The sequence below is a fragment of the Paenibacillus sp. URB8-2 genome, assembly GCF_013393385.1.
Taxonomy (GTDB): domain Bacteria; phylum Bacillota; class Bacilli; order Paenibacillales; family Paenibacillaceae; genus Paenibacillus_AQ.
On sequence record NZ_AP023239.1, the window covers coordinates 1,022,304 to 1,039,890 of the forward strand.

A 17,587-nucleotide genomic window follows, 5' to 3' on the forward strand; every position below is an offset into this window, starting at 1 on the left:
TAGCCGCAGCCGGATGCGGACCGAAGCAGCCAAGGACGGTTCTACCCGAAAGGACTTCGGGTATGTTTTCCGTAACTGATGGCGAAATTTCGGAATTGCGCAGATGCTCCGTTTCGGCGTCCTGCTGGCTATAATCGTAAATATGCGTTACCTTAAGGAGTAAATGTGCCGAACGCCCGAAGAACGTTCAGGCCGGATTACCGAAAGACTAAGGAGTTGAAAGGAATGAGCGGCACAGTCACCGTAAAACAAGTCGTCATCGGCGAAGGCGAGCCGAAAATTTGCGTTCCCATGGTCGGCGTAACAGCCGCCCAACTGAAGGAAGAGGCCGAAGCGCTGAAGCCGCTGGATCTTGATGTGGTGGAATGGCGGGTGGATTTCTTTGAGCAGGTGGAGGACATCGAAGCGGTTAAAACGGCGCTCGTCGGCATCCGTTCCGTTCTTCCCGATCTTCCGCTGTTGTTCACGTTCCGCAGCGCCAAAGAAGGCGGGGAGAAGGAAATCGGCACGGAGTATTACGCAGCGCTTAATCAAGCGATTGCCGAGACAGGACTGGTCGATATGATTGATGTTGAATTGTTTACGGGCGATGAGACGGTTAAGACACTTATCGATGGAGCGCACAAGCAAGGAGTCTTTGTCATTATTTCCAACCATGATTTCCATAAGACGCCGGACAAAGAGGAAATCATCTCCCGCTTGCGGAAAGCACAGGAGCTTGGCGGTGATATCCCCAAGATTGCGGTGATGCCGAACAGTCCGGCTGACGTGCTGACCTTGCTTGAAGCAACCCATATAATGAAAGAAAAATATGCCGACCGCCCGATTATAACGATGTCCATGTCGGGAATCGGCGTCGTCAGCCGTCTAAGCGGAGAAGTGTTCGGGTCCGCCCTGACGTTCGGCGCGGCGAAGAAGGCGTCTGCGCCAGGGCAGGTTGCGGTAAGCGAGCTTCGAAACGTACTGTCCCTGCTGCACCGCAGCCTTTAAAAAAAGAACGAACCCGTTGACCAGCTTACGTTGGACAACGGGTTCGTTTGGCAAGAAACGGGTATCTGGAGAAGCTTCCATTTCCAGAAGGCAACGTTAAAGGCAATGCCATAGGCCGGACGGGGAACAGGCTCTTTTTCCACCACTCAGTTTTCCGCCGCGAGAACTCCCCGTTCTTGAAATACGGACTTTGCGGTCAGCATCGCGTTAAGCACACGCGGAAATCCGGTGTAAGGGATGCAGTGCAAGATTCCTTCGACAATTTCTCCGGGAGTGAGGCCGACGTTCAGCGCGGCATTAAGATGCACGGTGAGCTGGGGCTCGCAGCCGCCCTGCGTAAGCAGGGAGGAAATTGTAATCAACTGCCGCTCCTTCAGGCTCAGTCCTTCACGGGAATAAATGTCGCCGAAGGCGAACTCGACAACATAGCGGGCGAGATCGGGGGCGATATTTTTCAGCGATTCGACCACTCTTGCGCCGCCTTCCCCGTCCACTTCCAGCAGCTTCTCCCATCCCCGTTCAAAACGTTCATTCGTCATCATAGATCCCTCCGATTAATTTGAGTAGGTTGCTTACGGAATTCAGATTACACTTTAGAGTGCGCTATAAGGCAACCCTCGGAATCTGTGATATGGGAAAAGTAAGGGACAAGATCAAGCTCTACAAGCAAATGGAGAAGGAAGGCGAGGCGGGGAGAACGGAATAAGCGGCTTGGCTTGTGCAGGAAAAGCAATGCCGGCTGCGTGGTTGAAAGTCGCACGAAAAAAAGGCACAGGGATGCTTCCCTGTGTCTTTTTGGCAGTACGCCTAACATGAGCATCATCTTTAGGGTTTGAGTCATGAACGGGGGTTGGTGCGCCTACCGTTAGCCAAGGGCAAGGGGGCCGTCGTGACGCAGAATCTGAAGGAAGCCGGTGGAAAAATGACCCGTAAAAAGTCTGCCTTATTCCAGGCGACCTCTTACGGGTCATACTCCGTTTTACTTCTGTATGGACTTTAACTCGTTATTTACATGCCATCCAGTTGAACACCGGATACCCCGACAGGAGCGGGCACTTCAATCGCATCCTTCTCGACGATTTCTAGTATGTTCTTTCCTGACAAAGCAGATATAACAAACAACTGATCAGTATAGTTAAACACGTATTTTGCGTTACCGTCCAAGTGATAGAAGCCGGTTTGCGTAAAGTTGTTGTAATCATACACTTGTACTGCATTGTTTTTCGCCGTATAAAACTTGTTGTTTGGCAGATCAAAGGCGATATCAGTGAACGCTTGTCCAAGTCCGTATACATATTTCATATCGTCGTACTTATTGCTTGTTGCCATAAATACGCTGCCGACTCCGTTAAAGATATAGGCTCCGTCCGGAGATATCGTAAAGTTCGGCGCCATATTGTATTCGCCATGATACGGTGAATCATACCCGCCGGGATAGGAGGGCTCAACGTATTGTCCGTTCGTTAAATTATAGGCACTTAGGTCTCTCGGCGACGTGTCCGTTGTAATCGTATAGAGCTTATTCAATACAGGATGCATCTGGATATAGCTCGCTTGCCTAATACTACTGGACGCTATCTCCGCAAAGGTGTTTAAAGCGTACGATTTGATCTTGGTCCACTGTCCTGAACCCGAGGCCACGTAGAGATGGCCGGAACGATCGACAGCGATATCGTACGGGTCAATTGCAATATCGTGTGTACCCGCAAGCGTAAAGGTGGCAGCGTCCACTACCGCAATAGCCCCTTGCTGCTGTTCGATAAATGTGTAGGAAGAATGCTCCGCTTTCAGCAAGGATACATAGATTTTACCGTCTGCATACGTAAGACTCTCCGGGGCAAGGGCAAGGGAAATGGTGTCTTTCTCGCCCGTTGTGTAATTAATGCGATACAGCTTCTTATTCGATTTATCCGTAATATAGAGGATCGGCTCCGACGGGTGTCTTACCACATCCGTTATCTCAAAATCCAAGCCTATGCGTGCATTATAATAGGTTGTGGCAAAAGCAACGTTGCTTGGTCCCGATTCCATGCCAATTCCGGCTTTCGCTGCAGTAACCACATAATATCTTGTCGTATGCGGAAGATTCGTGCTGTCAACATAAGTTGTTCCTGTTACGGTAACAGGTTGACCGTCCTGATCCTTTAAGGAAACAAAATCGCCTGTAGGTGTTGCGCTGTAATAAATGTGGTACTGATCCGCATTCGCAACCGGATTCCATTGCAAAGCGATCGCCTTATTCGATACCGTCGATGCCGTTAGATGGGTTGGCGTCTCTAATTGATCGTTAATCGCATCAAGCTCCCAGCCGCTCCCGTTCCATGTTGCAAAAATCTGAAATTGATCTCCATAAACCATCGCCAAGGAATCTCCTGCAGCGAGCGGAACCGCTTGTTTCGGCATCTGGTCGTCAAGATCATGGACGGCGTAGCTGTCATTGATTTGATAAGAGATTATTTCGCCGCCGCTATAATAATCTTTAGCATACACGCTGTCGTTAACCGTAACGCTGGATAACATAACCCCCGAATAATGCTGAGACGAGTTCGGATTGGTAACGTCATACGCCGCCGGAGGAAGCGCTCCGCCTGAAATGCTGTAGATTCCAACGTCTTGTACCGTTTCTGCGTATTCGGTCTGGTACGTGTTTCCTGTGTGACCGAATTTGCAACATTCCATTTTACGGCCGAATAATCATCGATTGTTGGAAAGAGGGTATATAGCTTGTCCTGTACGATAAAAGCAGCTCTAATATCCAGTACCTTACCCGGTTCGGGGGCAGGCTGCTCTACAGGCGGCTGTCCGGGAGAAACAGGAATTCCAGGGTTCACGACCGGAGGTACGGGTGCCGGAGATGCGGGCGCGGGAGAGACGGGTCCCGGAGAGTTAATCCCTGCTCCTGGCGAAGGAACCGTTGGAACCGGATTACTGCTCCCTACTTCCTTACCGCCAATTACCACGACCTTCACTGTCGCTGAGAGAATATACTCCTTTACGAGTTGCTCGAAGCTAACACCTTCCGCATTAATCTCAGCTTTAAGGATAGTTCCTTCTCCTGTGATCTTCGCGGCTGCCTGAAGAATGATCTCTTTCAATACGGCTTTGTCCAGCAGCTTGATTGCAGATCCTTCTGAACCAGTATAGGTTTCAAGCAAAGCTATGGTGGATTGTTCGGAAATTTCGAGTGTTACCGTCGATTTCACAGCGACTTTTACAAAAGTCCCCTCAAATTGCACGAGATCATTTACTGACGTACTTTCAACGGAAACCGATTTAAAGGCTTCGTTTCCTTGTTCTTCTTCCAGCTTCGCTCCCGATTTGATGACAGTATTGCTTATGCTGGTATCACCCTTCGTAAAAATTCTGACTCTGCCGAGATCTTTTTGAACCATCACCTGGTTCATCGTCGAGTCTTGAATGACGATGCTGTTTTCCCCGCCGCCATTCACAATGGTTCTTCCTTCAACGGTTACGTGATCAAGCAACACCTCGCCCTCGCCAATCCCCGCTGCCAGGATGAGGTCGCCTTTAATCACAGCATTCTTTAGGGTGACGCCGCCGCTGTTGATCGTCAAGTTCCCGCCAACCGTATTTTTCGGTTCATAAGTTCCAGGCTGGTGTATCAATTGACCTACAGCTTGATCTAGCACCACTACAGCTTCAGCTCTTGTGATGGGTTTCTGAGGACGGAAGCTTTTATCCAGATATCCCTTCAGATAACCCTTGGAAGCAACCGCTTTTATGTATGGTTTACTCCAGGCAGACATTTGCTGTTCATCCTGAAAGGCTTCAGTATCTCTCGTTACTGTCCCCTCTTCCAACTGCATAAGCTGGTAAATGATTTTGGCAGACTCTTCTCACGTTATCGGTTTATCAGGCCTGAAAGTGCCGTCTCCGAACCCCGAAATGTAGCCGGTAAATTTGGCTTTGGATACATCGTTGTAGAACCATTTTCCCTGCGGGACATCTTTAAAGGTCTGGTCAGACTTATGGGAAAAACCAAACGCTTTGTTCGCCAGCGATATGAATTCTGCTCAGGTGATGACTTTATCAGGTTGAAAGGTTCGATCGGCGTAGCCCGAGATCAATCCATTGCCTATCCATTCTTTTATTTCTTCCTCGGCCCAATGACGATTAATGTCATTTAATGAAGTTTGGCTTTCTGCATACGAGAGCCCTGAGAAAGATAAGACTTGCACTACAAAAAACATAACGATGAATGCGACTCTACCTAATAACCTTCCCAACATACAATCTCCCTTTCATAACTTTAATAATGGCAACAAAAAAAAGCCAACCCGTGAAGAGATATAGGCAACCCGGCTGTCGTACAAGGAGCGACCTTGCTTAGACCCGTGGCTTTGCGTCTCCGACTTTCGTACGGATTTGCCGTTTCTTATTCTACAGATTGACTTAAGACCAACCTACCAGGGTTTAATTACCCAGGAATAATTATACAATCCCACCCATCATACAACAAAAGTCCCATTTATTCGATCTAAATTTTTTGTCCTGCCTGACCGAAGAAAAAACTGCCGTAATGAGGGGGCTGGTGTAGCGGCTCGAAACCGCGACTGGCTAACCATACATATGAATATGAAGCTTAAAAAGCCAGGGCAAAAAACATTTTGCCCTGGCTTAGCCTAGCGAAACTCGATAAACCCTTTAGTTTGATTTCCCCGTGTAGGCCAGTACGGCGTCTCTAAGGAAAAGGGCAAGCCCTGCTCCGCGCTTATCATAGTAAGCGGTAAAGCGTTCGTCGTCCACGTACATCTGCGCGACTCCCGCATGGGCCTCCGGGGAGTAGCTGCCCCAGTAGAACGTCAGCCACTGCCGGTGAAGATCGGCGGCGTGCTGCGCAGGTTCGCCGGCGGGATCGCCGGTCTTCATGCCTTCTGCGAGCGAAGCGAACATCTCCTCTTCAATCTTTTGAATGGCTGTATATTGTTCCTCGGTCATGTTCTTCAGCTGTTTATTGGACCGCTCGACGGCTTCATCGCCGTATTTCCCGCGCACTTCCTTGCCATAGGTCTGCTCGTTGTCATCGATCATTTTTTGCTTGAAGCCTTCAAATTTCTCGGTGTCGCTCATTGAAATCCTTCCTTCCCTTTCGGCCAGCGTCTTCTCCACATTCGAGATCAGCCGGTCGAGTTGCTCTCTTTTGGCCAGCAGCTTGCCGTGATGCGTCCTCAGCGCTTTCGTCCCGTCGAACGAGGGTGAGGTTACGATAGCCTTAATGTTCTCCAGACTTAGACCGAGCTCGCGGTAAAATAAAATCTGCTGCAGCAGATCGACCTCGGGCCGGCCATAAATGCGGTAGCCGGAGGAGCTCTTACGGTCCGGTTTCAAAATCCCGAATTCATCGTAATAACGCAGCGTGCGCGCGCTGATTCCCGCGAGCTTCGCGAGCTTTTGCACTGTGTATTCCGTGTTGGCACCTCCTCACAAGTTCAATGTACACCTTTACGCAGCGTCAATGTCAAACATTTGTTGAAGCGAAAAAAACCCTTGCCGAAGCAAGGGCTGTACCCAAGAGGCTGGACTGCTAAACTTCAGCCTTCGCTCTGCGGATTTGGCGGAGACGGGGGAGTAGAAAAAGTGGAGCGGGCGGGTGTCTTTGCAAGCTCCGCATCAAAAAATCGCTGAAGTTCCTCGACCTTGCGCGGGTCGTCAAGCGGAACTTTGCCGGCAAAATAATGCTCCACAATCAGCTCCCAGGTGGGGACGATTTTTTGCGACAGTATCGCTTTGATCGCGATCTTGACCGTCTTGCGCTCCCGGGCGTTGGAGAAGGTGTCTTTGTAATATTTCACCTGATCCAGATCAAGCTCGCTAAAGAGTGCGCGGAAAATATCTGCCGTCATGCGCGCGTCGCCCAGCGCCCGGTGAGCGGAGCCGGCGGATTCAAGGCCCAGAAGCTCCATAGCGCTTTCCACGCTGACATCGTTCTTCAGTCCGCGGGCGCGCAGGAGACCTTTGAGCAGATCGTAGTAAGGCGCCTTCATCCAGTAGGCGTCGTCCAGCTTATGCATGCGGGTATCCTGGATGATGCGCTTCATATCTTCCCCGCCCCAGGTCAGCAGCAGCACGCCGTCCGGGCTTAAGTCCAGCCAGCGCAGGAAGGCGGAAATCACTTTGGGAAAACGTGGGGCGATATCGATTTCTTCCTGCGGGATGCCCGTTTTTTTCTTAATGAAAGAATTCAGAGTAGCGAAATACACGGGTTTGATCAGCGAAGTAAACTCGTCGACGGGACGCAGCGAGGCATCCAGCCGCACGGCGCCGATCTCGATAACCTCCATCGGATGCTCGCTGGCAAACTTACGGCCGTTGAATTCAATGTCCAGAATAATATAATCCACAAAAGTTGCCTCCGTATATGTTGGACTGGTACGATTTCTCGCACCGATTCTTCTATTTTAGCAAATTGTTCCCGGATTGACTTCCTTTGAGCGCCATTTTACAATTTACTAACCTGACTACGTGAAAAGGGGAGAAATATAGATGGCAATAGAAATCGAACGAAAGTTCCTGCTTCCGGAGTTTCCGCAGCAGCTTGTTCAGGAGGGAAAGCTGAACATTCACAGCCGGCAGCGCATCGAGCAGACGTATTTGGCAATGGACGGACCGCAGGAGCTGCGCGTGCGCAAAATCGAAGATCTCGCTTCCGGCGAGGTGCATTACACACATACCTTCAAGAACGGGCTTGGCATCAGCCGCGAGGAAATCGAATACGATATCTCGCAGGGCTTGTACGAACAAATGATTCGGGCCGTCCGGGCCGTGCCGCTGATCAAGGAGCGAATTACCGGCGAATGGAACGGCGTAACGGTGGAAATCGATATCTACGATCAATTGAAGCTGTCCGTCGTCGAGGTCGAATTTCATTCCCTGGAGGAGGCTCAGAGCTTCGAAGCGCCGGATTGGTTCGGGCAGGACGTCAGCGAAGAGAAGAAATACAGCAACAAGACCGTCTGGAAAGAATTACAGAAACCGGTACTGTAGCGGCGGTGAAACGGAAAATGCGCGAAACTGGCGAAATCGTGCAATATACACCGGACTTTAACACATAAACGTGTTAATATATAAGGTAAATTCGAAAGCGCGAAATTCAGGGGGCTGAGTAGAAAAATGCAATATATTAGCACTAGAGGCAAGGTCGAACCGAAAGGTTTTATTGATACGGTCTTGATGGGCCTGGCTGATGACGGCGGATTGATGATTCCGGACGTGATTCCTGCCGTGTCTGCACAGACGCTGGAAGAGTGGCGGTCCTTAAGCTTTCAGGAGCTGTTCCTGAAGATCTTCTCCTATTATACAAACGGCGAAATTCCGGACGGAGACCTGAAGGAAATGGTCGAGCGGAGCTATGCTTCCTTCCGCCATCCAGAAGTGACGCCGCTTAAAGAAATCAATGATTCGCTGTATGTGCTGGAGCTGTTCCACGGGCCGACCTTTGCGTTCAAGGACGTCGCTCTGCAGTTCATGGGCGAACTGTACTCTTATATTTCCAGAGTGCGGGGCGAAATTATTCATATTCTCGGCGCAACCTCCGGCGATACCGGAGCGGCGGCCATCGCGGGCGTTCGCGGCAAGGAAGGCATCAAGATCTGCATTCTGCATCCGTGGGGCAAGGTCAGCAAGGTGCAGGAACTGCAAATGACGACGGTGGATGATGCCAATGTGCTGAACCTGTCGGTCAAAGGCAATTTTGACGACTGCCAGAAAATCATCAAAGAGCTGTTCGCCGATCTGGACTTCAAGAGCCGGTACCATCTTCGGGCGATCAACTCGATCAACTTTGTGCGGATTTTGGCGCAGACGGTCTATTACTTCTACGCTTATCTGCATCTGCCGCAAAGCGCGCAGGGCAAGACGGTCAACATCAGCGTGCCGTCCGGCAACTTCGGAAACATTTTCTCCGGCTATCTCGCCAAGAAGATGGGTCTGCCGATCGGCAAGCTGATCATCGCCACGAACGAGAACAACATTCTGGAGCGGTTCGTGAAGACAGGAGAGTACAAGCCCGGCGGTTTCAAAAGCACGCACAGCCCTTCGATGGACATCCAGGTGGCCAGCAACTTCGAACGCTATCTGTACTACCTGGCCGGTGAGGATTCCGCCAAGGTATCGGATTACATGGCGAAGCTTCAGCGCGATGGAGCCATTTCGGTTGAACCGGCGCTGCTTGAGCAGGTGCAGTCCGAATTTGCCGCGCTTGGCGTGAAGAATGAGGAGTGCCTGAACGTAATCGGCAAGTACCGGCAGGAATCCGGCTATTTGCTGGATCCGCATACCGCCTGCGGTATTGCCGCTTATGAAGAGTATAACGGGCCAGGGGAGATCGGCATTACGTTCGCGACCGCGCATCCCGCCAAGTTCGATGAAGCCATTTCCCTGCTGAAGATCAGCCAGGAATTCCCGGCACAGATCGCCGGTCTGTCGGCGCTGCCGCAGCATATGACCGTGGTGGAGCATGACAAGGCGGAGATCGCTAGACAGCTCGAGGCTTTCTATACGCTATCCGCCGAAATCGGATAAGGATGGAATAACAGAATGCCATTTAAGGGAGAGATAGCTGCATGACCATTCGTTTTGGCGTAGTCGGAACCAACTGGATTACGGACCGCTTTTTGGAGTCGGGATTGGAAAATGAAGATTTTCTGCTGACCGCCGTGTATTCCCGCAGTGAGGAGAAGGGGAAGGCGTTCGCCGCGAAATACGCCGGAGCCTCCGTCTACACCGATCTGGCGGCGATGGCGGCAAGCGACGAAATCGATGCTGTCTATATCGCCAGTCCCAATTCGCTGCATGCGGAGCATGCGATTACCTGCATTAATCACGGCAAGCATGTGCTGTGCGAGAAACCCGCCGCGTCGAACGCGGCGGAGCTCAGAAGTGTCATCGAAGCCGCGCGGCGCAATAATGTGCTGTTCATGGAAGCGATGAAATCGACACTGGTTCCCAACTTCAATATCATCAAGGAGAACCTGTATAAAATTGGCCGGATCCGGCGCTATTTCGCCAGCTACTGCCAGTATTCCTCGCGGTATGACGCTTTCCTTCAAGGGACGGTGCTGAACGCCTTCAATCCGGCATTCTCCAACGGCGCCCTGATGGACCTCGGCATTTATTGTCTTTATCCCATGGTTGTGCTGTTCGGAAAGCCGGATACGGTGAAGGCCACCGGCGTTATGCTGTCCTCCGGCGTTGACGGCGAGGGCAGCATCGTTTTGGGCTACGGAGATATGGATGCTGTCGTGATGTACTCCAAAATTACCGAATCCTATCTGCCGGCGGAAATTCAGGGCGAGAACGGCACGATGATCATTGACAAGATCAGTCAGCCTTACGAAGTCAAGATTCGCTACAGAGACGGAATTGTCGAGGAACTGACCTTGCCGCAGACCTATGAGTCGATGTACTACGAAGCTCAGGAATTTATCCGCCTGCTGCAAACGGGGGAACGCGAGAGCTCCGTCAATTCGCATGCCAGCTCGCTGGCGACTGCGGAAATTATGGAGGATGCGCGGAGGCAGATCGGACTAAGGTACGCCGCGGATCAATGGTAAGGGAAACGGAGAGAGCGGAGCTTGAAGACATTTAAAAAGGTATACATCGAGATTACAAGCGTCTGCAATCTGGCCTGCAGCTTTTGCCCGCAAACGGCAAGGCAAGCAAGGTTTATGAATACGGAAACGTTCATCTCCATTTTGGACGAGATCAAGCCGCACACTTCGCATATCTATCTTCATGTCAAAGGCGAGCCGCTGCTGCATCCGAGAATTCACGAGCTGCTCGATGCCGCGCATGACAAAGGTTTCAAGGTCAACATTACGACCAATGGCACGCTGATCCGCAAGGCGGGGCACAAGCTGCTGGGGAAGCCGGCGCTGCGGCAGATGAACTTCTCGCTGCACAGCTTTGACGGGCATGAGGGCTCCGAGGACCGCGAAGGGTATCTTTCGCAAATTCTTGAATTTGCCAAGGAGGCTGCGGCGCAGGGCGTCTTCATCTCCTTCCGGCTGTGGAATCTCAAGCCGGACAATCTGACGAATCTGCAAAGAAACCGCAACAGGGAGACACTGTCCGTGCTGGAATCGGCATTCGGCCTGGACTACCGGATCGAGGAAAAGATTGTTCCCGGCAGCAGCGTGAAGATTGCCGAGAGGGTCTTCCTGAACCAGGACCATGAGTTTCAGTGGCCCAGTCTTAGCGCGCCCGAAGACGAAGGCAAAGGATTCTGCCACGCCCTTCGCAGCCAGGCCGCAATATTGGTCGACGGGACGGTGGTGCCCTGCTGTCTGGACGGGGAGGGCGTCATTAACCTCGGCAACGTCCACCAGAAGCCGTTCTCCGAGATCGTGGAGGGAGAGCGGGCGAACAATCTGTTCTACGGCTTCTCCCGCAGGGAAGCGGTAGAGGAGCTGTGCCGCAGATGCGGGTACCGGCAGCGGTTCGGGTGAACCGGGCGGGGCGGTGACATAGCGGGCATGGCTACGACATAGAGAGTCATACAGGTGAAGGTGGCGACATAGAGAGCATGATCCGGCCAGCGGCTTGCTGAGGCGCGTACCTTATGAAGGTGGCGATTCGCCGGGGCTGGCTGCCGCTAAATCCAACGGCTGGTCAAGGTGCTCGTTAGTGGGCCCCACCGTAATATTGAATGTACAAAGAAACCTCTCCGTTAGGTTGGAAAGGGTTGGTGAATCAACCCTTTTAACCAAGAGAGGTTTTTTGGCGTGAACTGCTGAACGGGGAAGAAGAGTGCGGCGTCCGACAGCGGAGGATAGAACGGAATGCCGCTTGGAGAAGCGGCGGCTCTCTCCATTGCCTCCGATTTACACCGCTGAATAATATAGGGGCAGCGGGGGAGCGCAGTTGCTTGAAAGCGGTCGGTTCGGAACAGCGTATCACCGGAACTCTGAAACTCCGGAACCCCGTAACTCCGTAACATTGGAACCTCGAAACTCCGTAACTTTGGAACACCGTAACCCCGTAACCCCGGAACATTGGAACCCCGCAACTCCGTAGCTTTGGAACACCGTAATCCTGGAGGGGAATTCCTCCCGTTTATTTTTACAAAAAGCACCCTACACCAAGCTTGAGCGGGAATTTCTCCATCTTAATCTGGCACTTTTTCTGAGAATCAACAAAAACGGGCAAATAGACTGGAGCTTTTCCCGTTCATGGTCCGGATAAGGTGCTAATTGCGGTAATAAAAGGGAGCTTTTCCTGTTCAATTGAAGAAAGTCTGCCGTCCTTCCCTCGCTCGAGCAGGAAACAGTCACTTGAATAGGAAACAGTCACTTGAATAGGAAACAGCAGCTTGAGCAGGAAACACCTTGCTGGTTTAGTGATTTCGATAGCCTCTAACTTTAACTTTAACCGGTTAACCGCGGTACGTTTCAGCTCTGCGTTGCTTCTCTGCCGGAGGCTTCGATCGACGCCATTAGCCGTTCCGCCTCCCCCGAGGCGTGATAGGCGTTCAATACCGAGGCTAACAGTCCAGGGAAGCGGGCTTCCAAATCGTCCGTACGGATGCTGGAGAAGCGCTGGGTGCCCTGCACGCGAACGCGGACGATGCCGGCTTCCCGGAGTGTCCGGTAATGGTGGGAAAGCGTCGATTTAACGACGGGAACCACGATGTCGCCGCATCTCCGCTCGCCCGATTTATAGATCACATCCACAAGATATAACCGGATAGGATCGCTGAGCGCGTACAGCACCGAAGACAATTGAATATCCTGGCGGTCGGGATGATTCAGCACTTTCATGGCAAAAGCCTCCCATCATTATTTGTTGCTTGCGATTGCGTTCTTTTGTACGTCTACCTGCCTGATGGGGATAACCCCCGCTTTCGATTTCCTGAACGTAACGAAGGAATAAATGATCAAAGCCAGCCAAATGAAGGAAAAGCTGACCAATTCGATCTGTGAGAACGGTTCGTTGAACAGGAAAATGGCAAGCAGCAGGCTTGTCGTCGGAGCGATATACTGGATAAACCCGACGAGTGAATACGGGAGCAGCTGCATGGCTTTGGCGAACCAGAATAAAGGCATTGCTGTCGCTACGCCCGCGAGCAGGAGCAGCACGATCGAGAAAGGCGGCAAGGAAGCGAAGATTCCCACTCCGTGGGACTGAACGTAGATCAGGTAGACAAGAGCGGCGGGAAGCGCGACAATCGTCTCTCCGGATAGGCCCAGCAGGACGTCGAGATTCGCTATTTTTTTGGCAAGTCCGTATAAGGCAAAAGAAACAGCCAAAGAAATGGCCACCCACGGAATATGTCCGTACTGAAGGGCCATAATCAGAACGCCGGCGCCGGCCAGAACGATGGACAGCCACTGTCCCGGCGACAGCCGTTCTTTCAGGAAAACCACCGCGAACAAAACGCTGATCAGGGGATTCATATAATACCCCAGGCTCGTTTCGATCACATGATTATTGTTGACGGCCCAAATGAACAGAAACCAATTCGAGCTGATCAGAATGGAGCAGAGAACTACGGCAGCGAGACTTCTTCGGCTGGAAGCTACGCTCTTTAGCCGCTGCCACTGCTTCGACACGGTAATGAGAATGGCCACAAAGACAAAAGACCAGACAATACGATGCGCCAATATTTCCCACGCGGGTATCGCGGTAAACAGGCGCCAGTATAAAGGTAAAAACCCCCATGCCAGATAGGACAGGACCGCATAAAGGATCCCCTTGTTCATCAATTGTACCCCCAGTACAGATAAATCAAAAATGTCTTCCTAAGTTTGATTAAAATCGAACTACCGAATAAGTGAAATATAGCATACAGCCGGGGGATAGGCAACATAGACTTACCGGAGGCTCATCCAGGCTTATTAAAGGCCTATCAAAAGCCCATCTAGGCTCATCAAAAGCTCACCTAGGCCATCTAAAGCTCATCCAGGCTCCATCAAGGCTCATATTATGCTCATCTAGACTCATCCCAGTTATGCTCATCTAGGCTCAACAAGGCCCATCAATAGCTCAACAAGCTCAACAAGGCCCATCAATAGCTCAACAAGCTCAACAAGGCCCATCAATAGCTCAACAAGCTCAACAAGGCCCTTCAAAAGCTCATCAAAGCTCATTAAGGCTTGTCAAACGCTCTATCGGGATTTCATTACCGGCTCTATTCGAGGTTTAATCAATGGCGGACACGCCGCCATCCATTTTAGCCCAAGCCGTGCGGCGGTCCTCCGCCTGCTCTGAACTCTGTGGGGGTGCAGTTCATCGTTCGGCGGAACACTTTTATAAAATAGCTGACATTATCAAAACCGACGTCGAGCGCGATGTCGGATATTTGGCGCTTGGTTGATTGAAGCAGGCCGGCTGCTCTTGAAATCCGGTAGGAGTTGATATAGTCGACAGGCGTCTTTCGTGTCATGGCCTTGAAGAACCGGCAAAATTGCCCTTCGCTCATATGGGTCAGCTCCGCCAACCGCCGGATGCGGATCTGTTCGCGGTAGCTGTCCTGAATATGCTCGATCGCTATTTTCAACCGGTTCACCTTGTCGGCTTCGGCATTGTCCGTGCTGCGGACCGCACCGCGTCCTTCCGGCGCGATCAGAGACAGCATCAGCAGGAGGGAGGCCTTGACGAAGCACTCCAGGCCGGGCATTTCTCCGCTCCAGGCGTCCGTCATGCGCCGCAATTGAGCAAGCAGCTCCCGGTGCCAATCGATACCCGGCGTCAGCTTGCGCGGAAACGTCAGGCGCTTCTCCCGGAAAGGTGAGACGGCAAGCTGCTGAACGGTGTCATACTGCGCGCTGGCGAGAAACTCCGGATGGAATACGAGCGCGCAGAACCGGCAGGGCTCCCCGCCGAGCGGATAGGCAGCATGAATCTCGCCGGGATCGATAAAGATAGCCTCGCCGGCGTTCACCGTAAAGCGTTCTGCTCCGGTCTGGAACAGAATCTCTCCTTCAAGCAGCATGAAAAATTCCGCCTCTTCATGCCAATGGGCATCGAGCACACGGGCGCCGCCCGGAAGCTCCATCCAGTAAACCGCAACCGGAAACAGGGGGCTGCCGTGAACCCGGTCTTCTTTTAGCATCCGCTGGGAGGTTCGATCCATAACCATTCTCCTTGTCTGCTCAATATCAAAATCATGCTATAAATCAGCAGTATATTATAAGTATAGCGCTTTCATTATCAGTATAATGCAATTGTTGATAATAGCAAGGCTTCGGTCCACACGGCCTGCCATTTTTGCAACGATAAGGAGAGGCGGCGCTTCATTCATGAAATTTACCAACGGAAACTGGCTCATTCGCGAAGGCATTACTTTGGACAGCGCGGTGTATACCTACGATGTAGAGCGGGCGGGAGACGAGCTGACCGCTTATATTTCCACTGTGCCTATCAGCGGACGCGGCAATATGATCGATGCGGCGCTGCTCACCGTCAAGATCCATTCTCCCCTGCCCGGCGTTATCGGCGTCAAGCTGGTTCATTACGACGGTGCTCCGGAGAGGGGGCCGGCATTCGCCCTTAACGAAGGAGCGGGCGGACATGTGACGATAGAGGAGAACGGGAAGCAGGCGATGCTGACAAGCGGCGGGCTGACCGCCGTCATCCGCAAGGGGGCGGAGTGGGCGCTCGATTTCTATCGCGAAGGGAAGCGGCTGACAGGCAGCCGCACCCGGTCAATGGCGCATGTGAGAGCCCCGGAAGGACGAACCTTTATGCGCGAGGAGCTGGACCTTGGCGTCGGCGAGTGGGTATACGGCCTGGGCGAGCGGTTCACCTCTTTTGTGAAGAACGGACAGACGGTGGATATTTGGAATGAAGATGGAGGGACCAGTTCGGAGCAGGCGTACAAGAACATCCCCTTTTATCTGACGAACAAAGGCTACGGCGTATTCGTCAATCATCCGGAGCGCGTATCGTTTGAAATCGCCTCGGAAAAAGTGAAAAAGGTCCAGTTCAGCGTTCCTGGCGAGCGCCTGCACTATTTTATCATCGACGGCCCGTCGCCGAAGGAGGTTCTGAGCAAATACACGGAGCTGACCGGCAGACCGGCGCTGCCTCCGGCATGGTCGTTCGGGCTATGGCTGTCGACTTCTTTTACGACCAATTACGATGAACAGACGGTGAACGCGTTCGTGGACGGGATGGCCGAGCGCGATCTGCCGCTGCATGTCTTCCATTTCGACTGCTTCTGGATGCGCGAATTTCAGTGGACCGACTTCCGGTGGGACGAGCGGGTATTCCCCGATCCGGCGGGCATGCTGAAGCGTCTGAAGGACAAGGGACTCAAAATCTGCGTCTGGATCAACCCGTACATCGGGCAGCGTTCCCGTCTGTTCGCCGAGGGCAAAGCGAAGGGCTATCTGGTCCAAAAAGCGGCCGGCGGCATCTGGCAGTGGAACCATTGGCAGCCGGGCATGGCTCTGGTCGATTTTACGAATCCCGAAGCGCGCCGGTGGTATGCAGGCTATCTGCGGGAGCTGGTCGATATGGGCGTTGACAGCTTCAAGACCGACTTCGGCGAGCGCATCCCGACCGATGTCGTCTATCATGACGGCTCCGATCCGTACAAAATGCACAACTACTACACCTACTTGTACAATGAGGTCGTCTTCGGGGTTCTTCAGGAGAAGCTCGGCAAAAATCACGCGGCGGTCTTCGCCCGTTCCGCCACGGCAGGGGGGCAGAAATTCCCCGTGCACTGGGGCGGCGACTGCTACGCCGACTACGAGTCGATGGCCGAATCCCTGCGCGGCGGCCTGTCGCTCGGCCTGTCCGGCTTCGGCTTCTGGAGCCACGATATCGGCGGCTTCGAGAACACGGCCCCTGCGCATGTGTTCAAGCGCTGGCTCGCTTTCGGCCTGCTCTCCAGCCACAGCCGGCTGCACGGCAGCAGCTCGTACCGCGTGCCGTGGGCTTACGACGAGGAGGCCGTCGAGGTGGCCCGTTTCTTCACCAGGCTGAAATGCCGCCTGATGCCGTATCTGTACGATGCGGCATGTCAGGCGGCGGAGAACGGCTGGCCTTGCATGCGGGCGATGCTGCTGGAATTCCCGGACGACCCCGCCTGCGAAATGCTGGACCGCCAATATATGCTCGGCGGTTCGCTGCTGGCCGCCCCGGTCTTCGACGAGTCGGGCGAAGTCAAATACTATCTGCCGGAAGGCAGCTGGACCTCTCTCCTGACCGGCGAGACGGTGCAGGGCGGTTCCTGGCGCAGGGAGCGGCATAGCTTCCTGAGTCTGCCGCTGTTCGTCCGGCCGAATACGCTGCTCGCAGAGGGCCGGACCGATCACCGTCCGGATTACGAGTATGCGGACGGCGTGACGCTGGGTCTTTACTCGCTGGAAGACGGGGCTTCGGCCTCCGCCACCGTGCGATCCTTAAGCGGCTTGCCGGAGCTGCGCGTCACCGCGAGCCGTGAGGGCAGCAAGATCATCGTGGATGCCGAAGGCAGCGGCAAGCCGTTCAGCCTGGAGCTGCACGGCCTCGGAACGATTGCCTCGGTGCGAGGGGCGGAACGGACCGGCGAAACCGCCGTTGCTATTGCAGCGGGTGCCGAAGCCGTATCGTTCCGCCTGACGCTGGCCTAAAGCCGCCCTGAGAACAA

General features: G+C 53.0%; 15 protein-coding genes and 1 riboswitch. Of the genes, 6 read left to right on the forward strand and 9 right to left on the reverse strand.

Annotated elements, in window-relative coordinates; all coding sequences use genetic code 11:
- Nucleotides 1-225: 225 nt before the first annotated feature.
- Nucleotides 226-990 carry a type I 3-dehydroquinate dehydratase gene (aroD, locus tag PUR_RS04850; RefSeq protein WP_179034261.1) on the forward strand — a complete coding sequence of 255 codons (765 nt, stop codon included), beginning with the start codon at nucleotides 226-228 and terminating at the stop codon, nucleotides 988-990.
- Between the two features lie 146 nt (nucleotides 991-1,136).
- On the opposite strand, the gene PUR_RS04855 is transcribed toward aroD, so the two are convergent.
- The 6 genes from PUR_RS04855 to PUR_RS04885 all read right to left on the reverse strand — a co-directional run bounded on the left by PUR_RS04855 (nucleotide 1,137) and on the right by PUR_RS04885 (nucleotide 7,352).
- Nucleotides 1,137-1,529: a carboxymuconolactone decarboxylase family protein gene (locus PUR_RS04855; RefSeq protein WP_179034262.1), complete on the reverse strand. Its 393-nt coding sequence runs from the start codon at nucleotides 1,527-1,529 to the stop codon at nucleotides 1,137-1,139.
- Between the two features lie 469 nt (nucleotides 1,530-1,998).
- On the reverse strand, nucleotides 1,999-3,510 hold the full coding sequence (locus tag PUR_RS04860; protein WP_179034263.1) for a fibronectin type III domain-containing protein: 1,512 nt from the start codon (nucleotides 3,508-3,510) through the stop codon (nucleotides 1,999-2,001).
- Nucleotides 3,444-4,757: an S-layer homology domain-containing protein gene (locus PUR_RS04865; protein WP_232101720.1), complete on the reverse strand. Its 1,314-nt coding sequence runs from the start codon at nucleotides 4,755-4,757 to the stop codon at nucleotides 3,444-3,446. Before PUR_RS04865 ends, PUR_RS04860 begins: the two co-directional genes overlap by 67 nt.
- A gap of 267 nt (nucleotides 4,758-5,024) precedes the next feature.
- Nucleotides 5,025-5,240: an S-layer homology domain-containing protein gene (locus PUR_RS26485; protein ID WP_442953759.1), complete on the reverse strand. Its 216-nt coding sequence runs from the start codon at nucleotides 5,238-5,240 to the stop codon at nucleotides 5,025-5,027.
- Nucleotides 5,241-5,300: 60 nt separating this feature from the next.
- Nucleotides 5,301-5,391: riboswitch (cyclic di-GMP riboswitch) on the reverse strand.
- 264 nt (nucleotides 5,392-5,655) lie between these two features.
- A complete protein-coding gene (locus PUR_RS04880) occupies nucleotides 5,656-6,408 on the reverse strand; it encodes a MerR family transcriptional regulator (RefSeq protein ID WP_179034266.1) in 753 nt (250 codons plus the stop codon).
- A gap of 134 nt (nucleotides 6,409-6,542) precedes the next feature.
- Nucleotides 6,543-7,352 carry a 3'-5' exonuclease gene (locus PUR_RS04885; protein WP_179034267.1) on the reverse strand — a complete coding sequence of 270 codons (810 nt, stop codon included), beginning with the start codon at nucleotides 7,350-7,352 and terminating at the stop codon, nucleotides 6,543-6,545.
- Nucleotides 7,353-7,494: 142 nt separating this feature from the next.
- Here PUR_RS04885 and PUR_RS04890 point away from each other — a divergent pair, with 142 nt between their 5' ends.
- The 4 genes from PUR_RS04890 to PUR_RS04905 all read left to right on the forward strand — a co-directional run bounded on the left by PUR_RS04890 (nucleotide 7,495) and on the right by PUR_RS04905 (nucleotide 11,456).
- Nucleotides 7,495-7,995 (forward strand): CYTH domain-containing protein, encoded by a 501-nt coding sequence (locus PUR_RS04890; RefSeq protein WP_179034268.1) that lies wholly within the window; start codon nucleotides 7,495-7,497, stop codon nucleotides 7,993-7,995.
- A 126-nt stretch (nucleotides 7,996-8,121) separates the two neighbouring features.
- Nucleotides 8,122-9,531 (forward strand): threonine synthase, encoded by a 1,410-nt coding sequence (thrC, locus tag PUR_RS04895; RefSeq protein ID WP_179034269.1) that lies wholly within the window; start codon nucleotides 8,122-8,124, stop codon nucleotides 9,529-9,531.
- A 41-nt stretch (nucleotides 9,532-9,572) separates the two neighbouring features.
- Entirely contained in the window at nucleotides 9,573-10,562 is a 990-nt protein-coding gene (locus PUR_RS04900; RefSeq protein WP_179034270.1) for a Gfo/Idh/MocA family protein, read from the forward strand.
- Between the two features lie 21 nt (nucleotides 10,563-10,583).
- Nucleotides 10,584-11,456: a radical SAM/SPASM domain-containing protein gene (locus PUR_RS04905; RefSeq protein ID WP_179034271.1), complete on the forward strand. Its 873-nt coding sequence runs from the start codon at nucleotides 10,584-10,586 to the stop codon at nucleotides 11,454-11,456.
- Between the two features lie 942 nt (nucleotides 11,457-12,398).
- Here the strand turns inward: PUR_RS04905 and PUR_RS04915 are convergent.
- The 3 genes from PUR_RS04915 to PUR_RS04925 all read right to left on the reverse strand — a co-directional run bounded on the left by PUR_RS04915 (nucleotide 12,399) and on the right by PUR_RS04925 (nucleotide 15,082).
- The gene (locus tag PUR_RS04915; RefSeq protein ID WP_179034273.1) at nucleotides 12,399-12,767 is read right to left on the reverse strand and encodes an ArsR/SmtB family transcription factor; all 369 of its coding nucleotides are present in this window, start codon (nucleotides 12,765-12,767) and stop codon (nucleotides 12,399-12,401) included.
- Nucleotides 12,768-12,785: 18 nt separating this feature from the next.
- Nucleotides 12,786-13,709 carry an EamA family transporter RarD gene (rarD, locus tag PUR_RS04920; RefSeq protein WP_179034274.1) on the reverse strand — a complete coding sequence of 308 codons (924 nt, stop codon included), beginning with the start codon at nucleotides 13,707-13,709 and terminating at the stop codon, nucleotides 12,786-12,788.
- A gap of 470 nt (nucleotides 13,710-14,179) precedes the next feature.
- Complete coding sequence (locus PUR_RS04925; RefSeq protein ID WP_179034275.1) at nucleotides 14,180-15,082, reverse strand: helix-turn-helix transcriptional regulator; 903 nt, start codon at nucleotides 15,080-15,082, stop codon at nucleotides 14,180-14,182.
- A gap of 166 nt (nucleotides 15,083-15,248) precedes the next feature.
- On the opposite strand from PUR_RS04925, the gene yicI reads away from it, so the two are divergent.
- Entirely contained in the window at nucleotides 15,249-17,570 is a 2,322-nt protein-coding gene (yicI, locus tag PUR_RS04930) for an alpha-xylosidase (protein ID WP_179034276.1), read from the forward strand.
- The last annotated feature ends 17 nt before the right edge of the window (nucleotides 17,571-17,587 follow it).

Bases quoted from the DNA above. Each gene is read 5' to 3' on its own strand.
- aroD (WP_179034261.1), top strand. From the start codon at position 226: ATGAGCGGCACAGTCACCGTAAAACAAGTCGTCATCGGCGAAGGCGAG.
- PUR_RS04855 (WP_179034262.1), bottom strand. From the start codon at position 1,529: ATGACGAATGAACGTTTTGAACGGGGATGGGAGAAGCTGCTGGAAGTG.
- PUR_RS04860 (WP_179034263.1), bottom strand. From the start codon at position 3,510: ATGTTATCCAGCGTTACGGTTAACGACAGCGTGTATGCTAAAGATTAT.
- PUR_RS04865 (WP_232101720.1), bottom strand. From the start codon at position 4,757: ATGTCTGCCTGGAGTAAACCATACATAAAAGCGGTTGCTTCCAAGGGT.
- PUR_RS26485 (WP_442953759.1), bottom strand. From the start codon at position 5,240: ATGTTGGGAAGGTTATTAGGTAGAGTCGCATTCATCGTTATGTTTTTT.
- PUR_RS04890 (WP_179034268.1), top strand. From the start codon at position 7,495: ATGGCAATAGAAATCGAACGAAAGTTCCTGCTTCCGGAGTTTCCGCAG.
- thrC (WP_179034269.1), top strand. From the start codon at position 8,122: ATGCAATATATTAGCACTAGAGGCAAGGTCGAACCGAAAGGTTTTATT.
- PUR_RS04900 (WP_179034270.1), top strand. From the start codon at position 9,573: ATGACCATTCGTTTTGGCGTAGTCGGAACCAACTGGATTACGGACCGC.
- PUR_RS04915 (WP_179034273.1), bottom strand. From the start codon at position 12,767: ATGAAAGTGCTGAATCATCCCGACCGCCAGGATATTCAATTGTCTTCG.
- rarD (WP_179034274.1), bottom strand. From the start codon at position 13,709: ATGAACAAGGGGATCCTTTATGCGGTCCTGTCCTATCTGGCATGGGGG.
- PUR_RS04925 (WP_179034275.1), bottom strand. From the start codon at position 15,082: ATGGATCGAACCTCCCAGCGGATGCTAAAAGAAGACCGGGTTCACGGC.
- yicI (WP_179034276.1), top strand. From the start codon at position 15,249: ATGAAATTTACCAACGGAAACTGGCTCATTCGCGAAGGCATTACTTTG.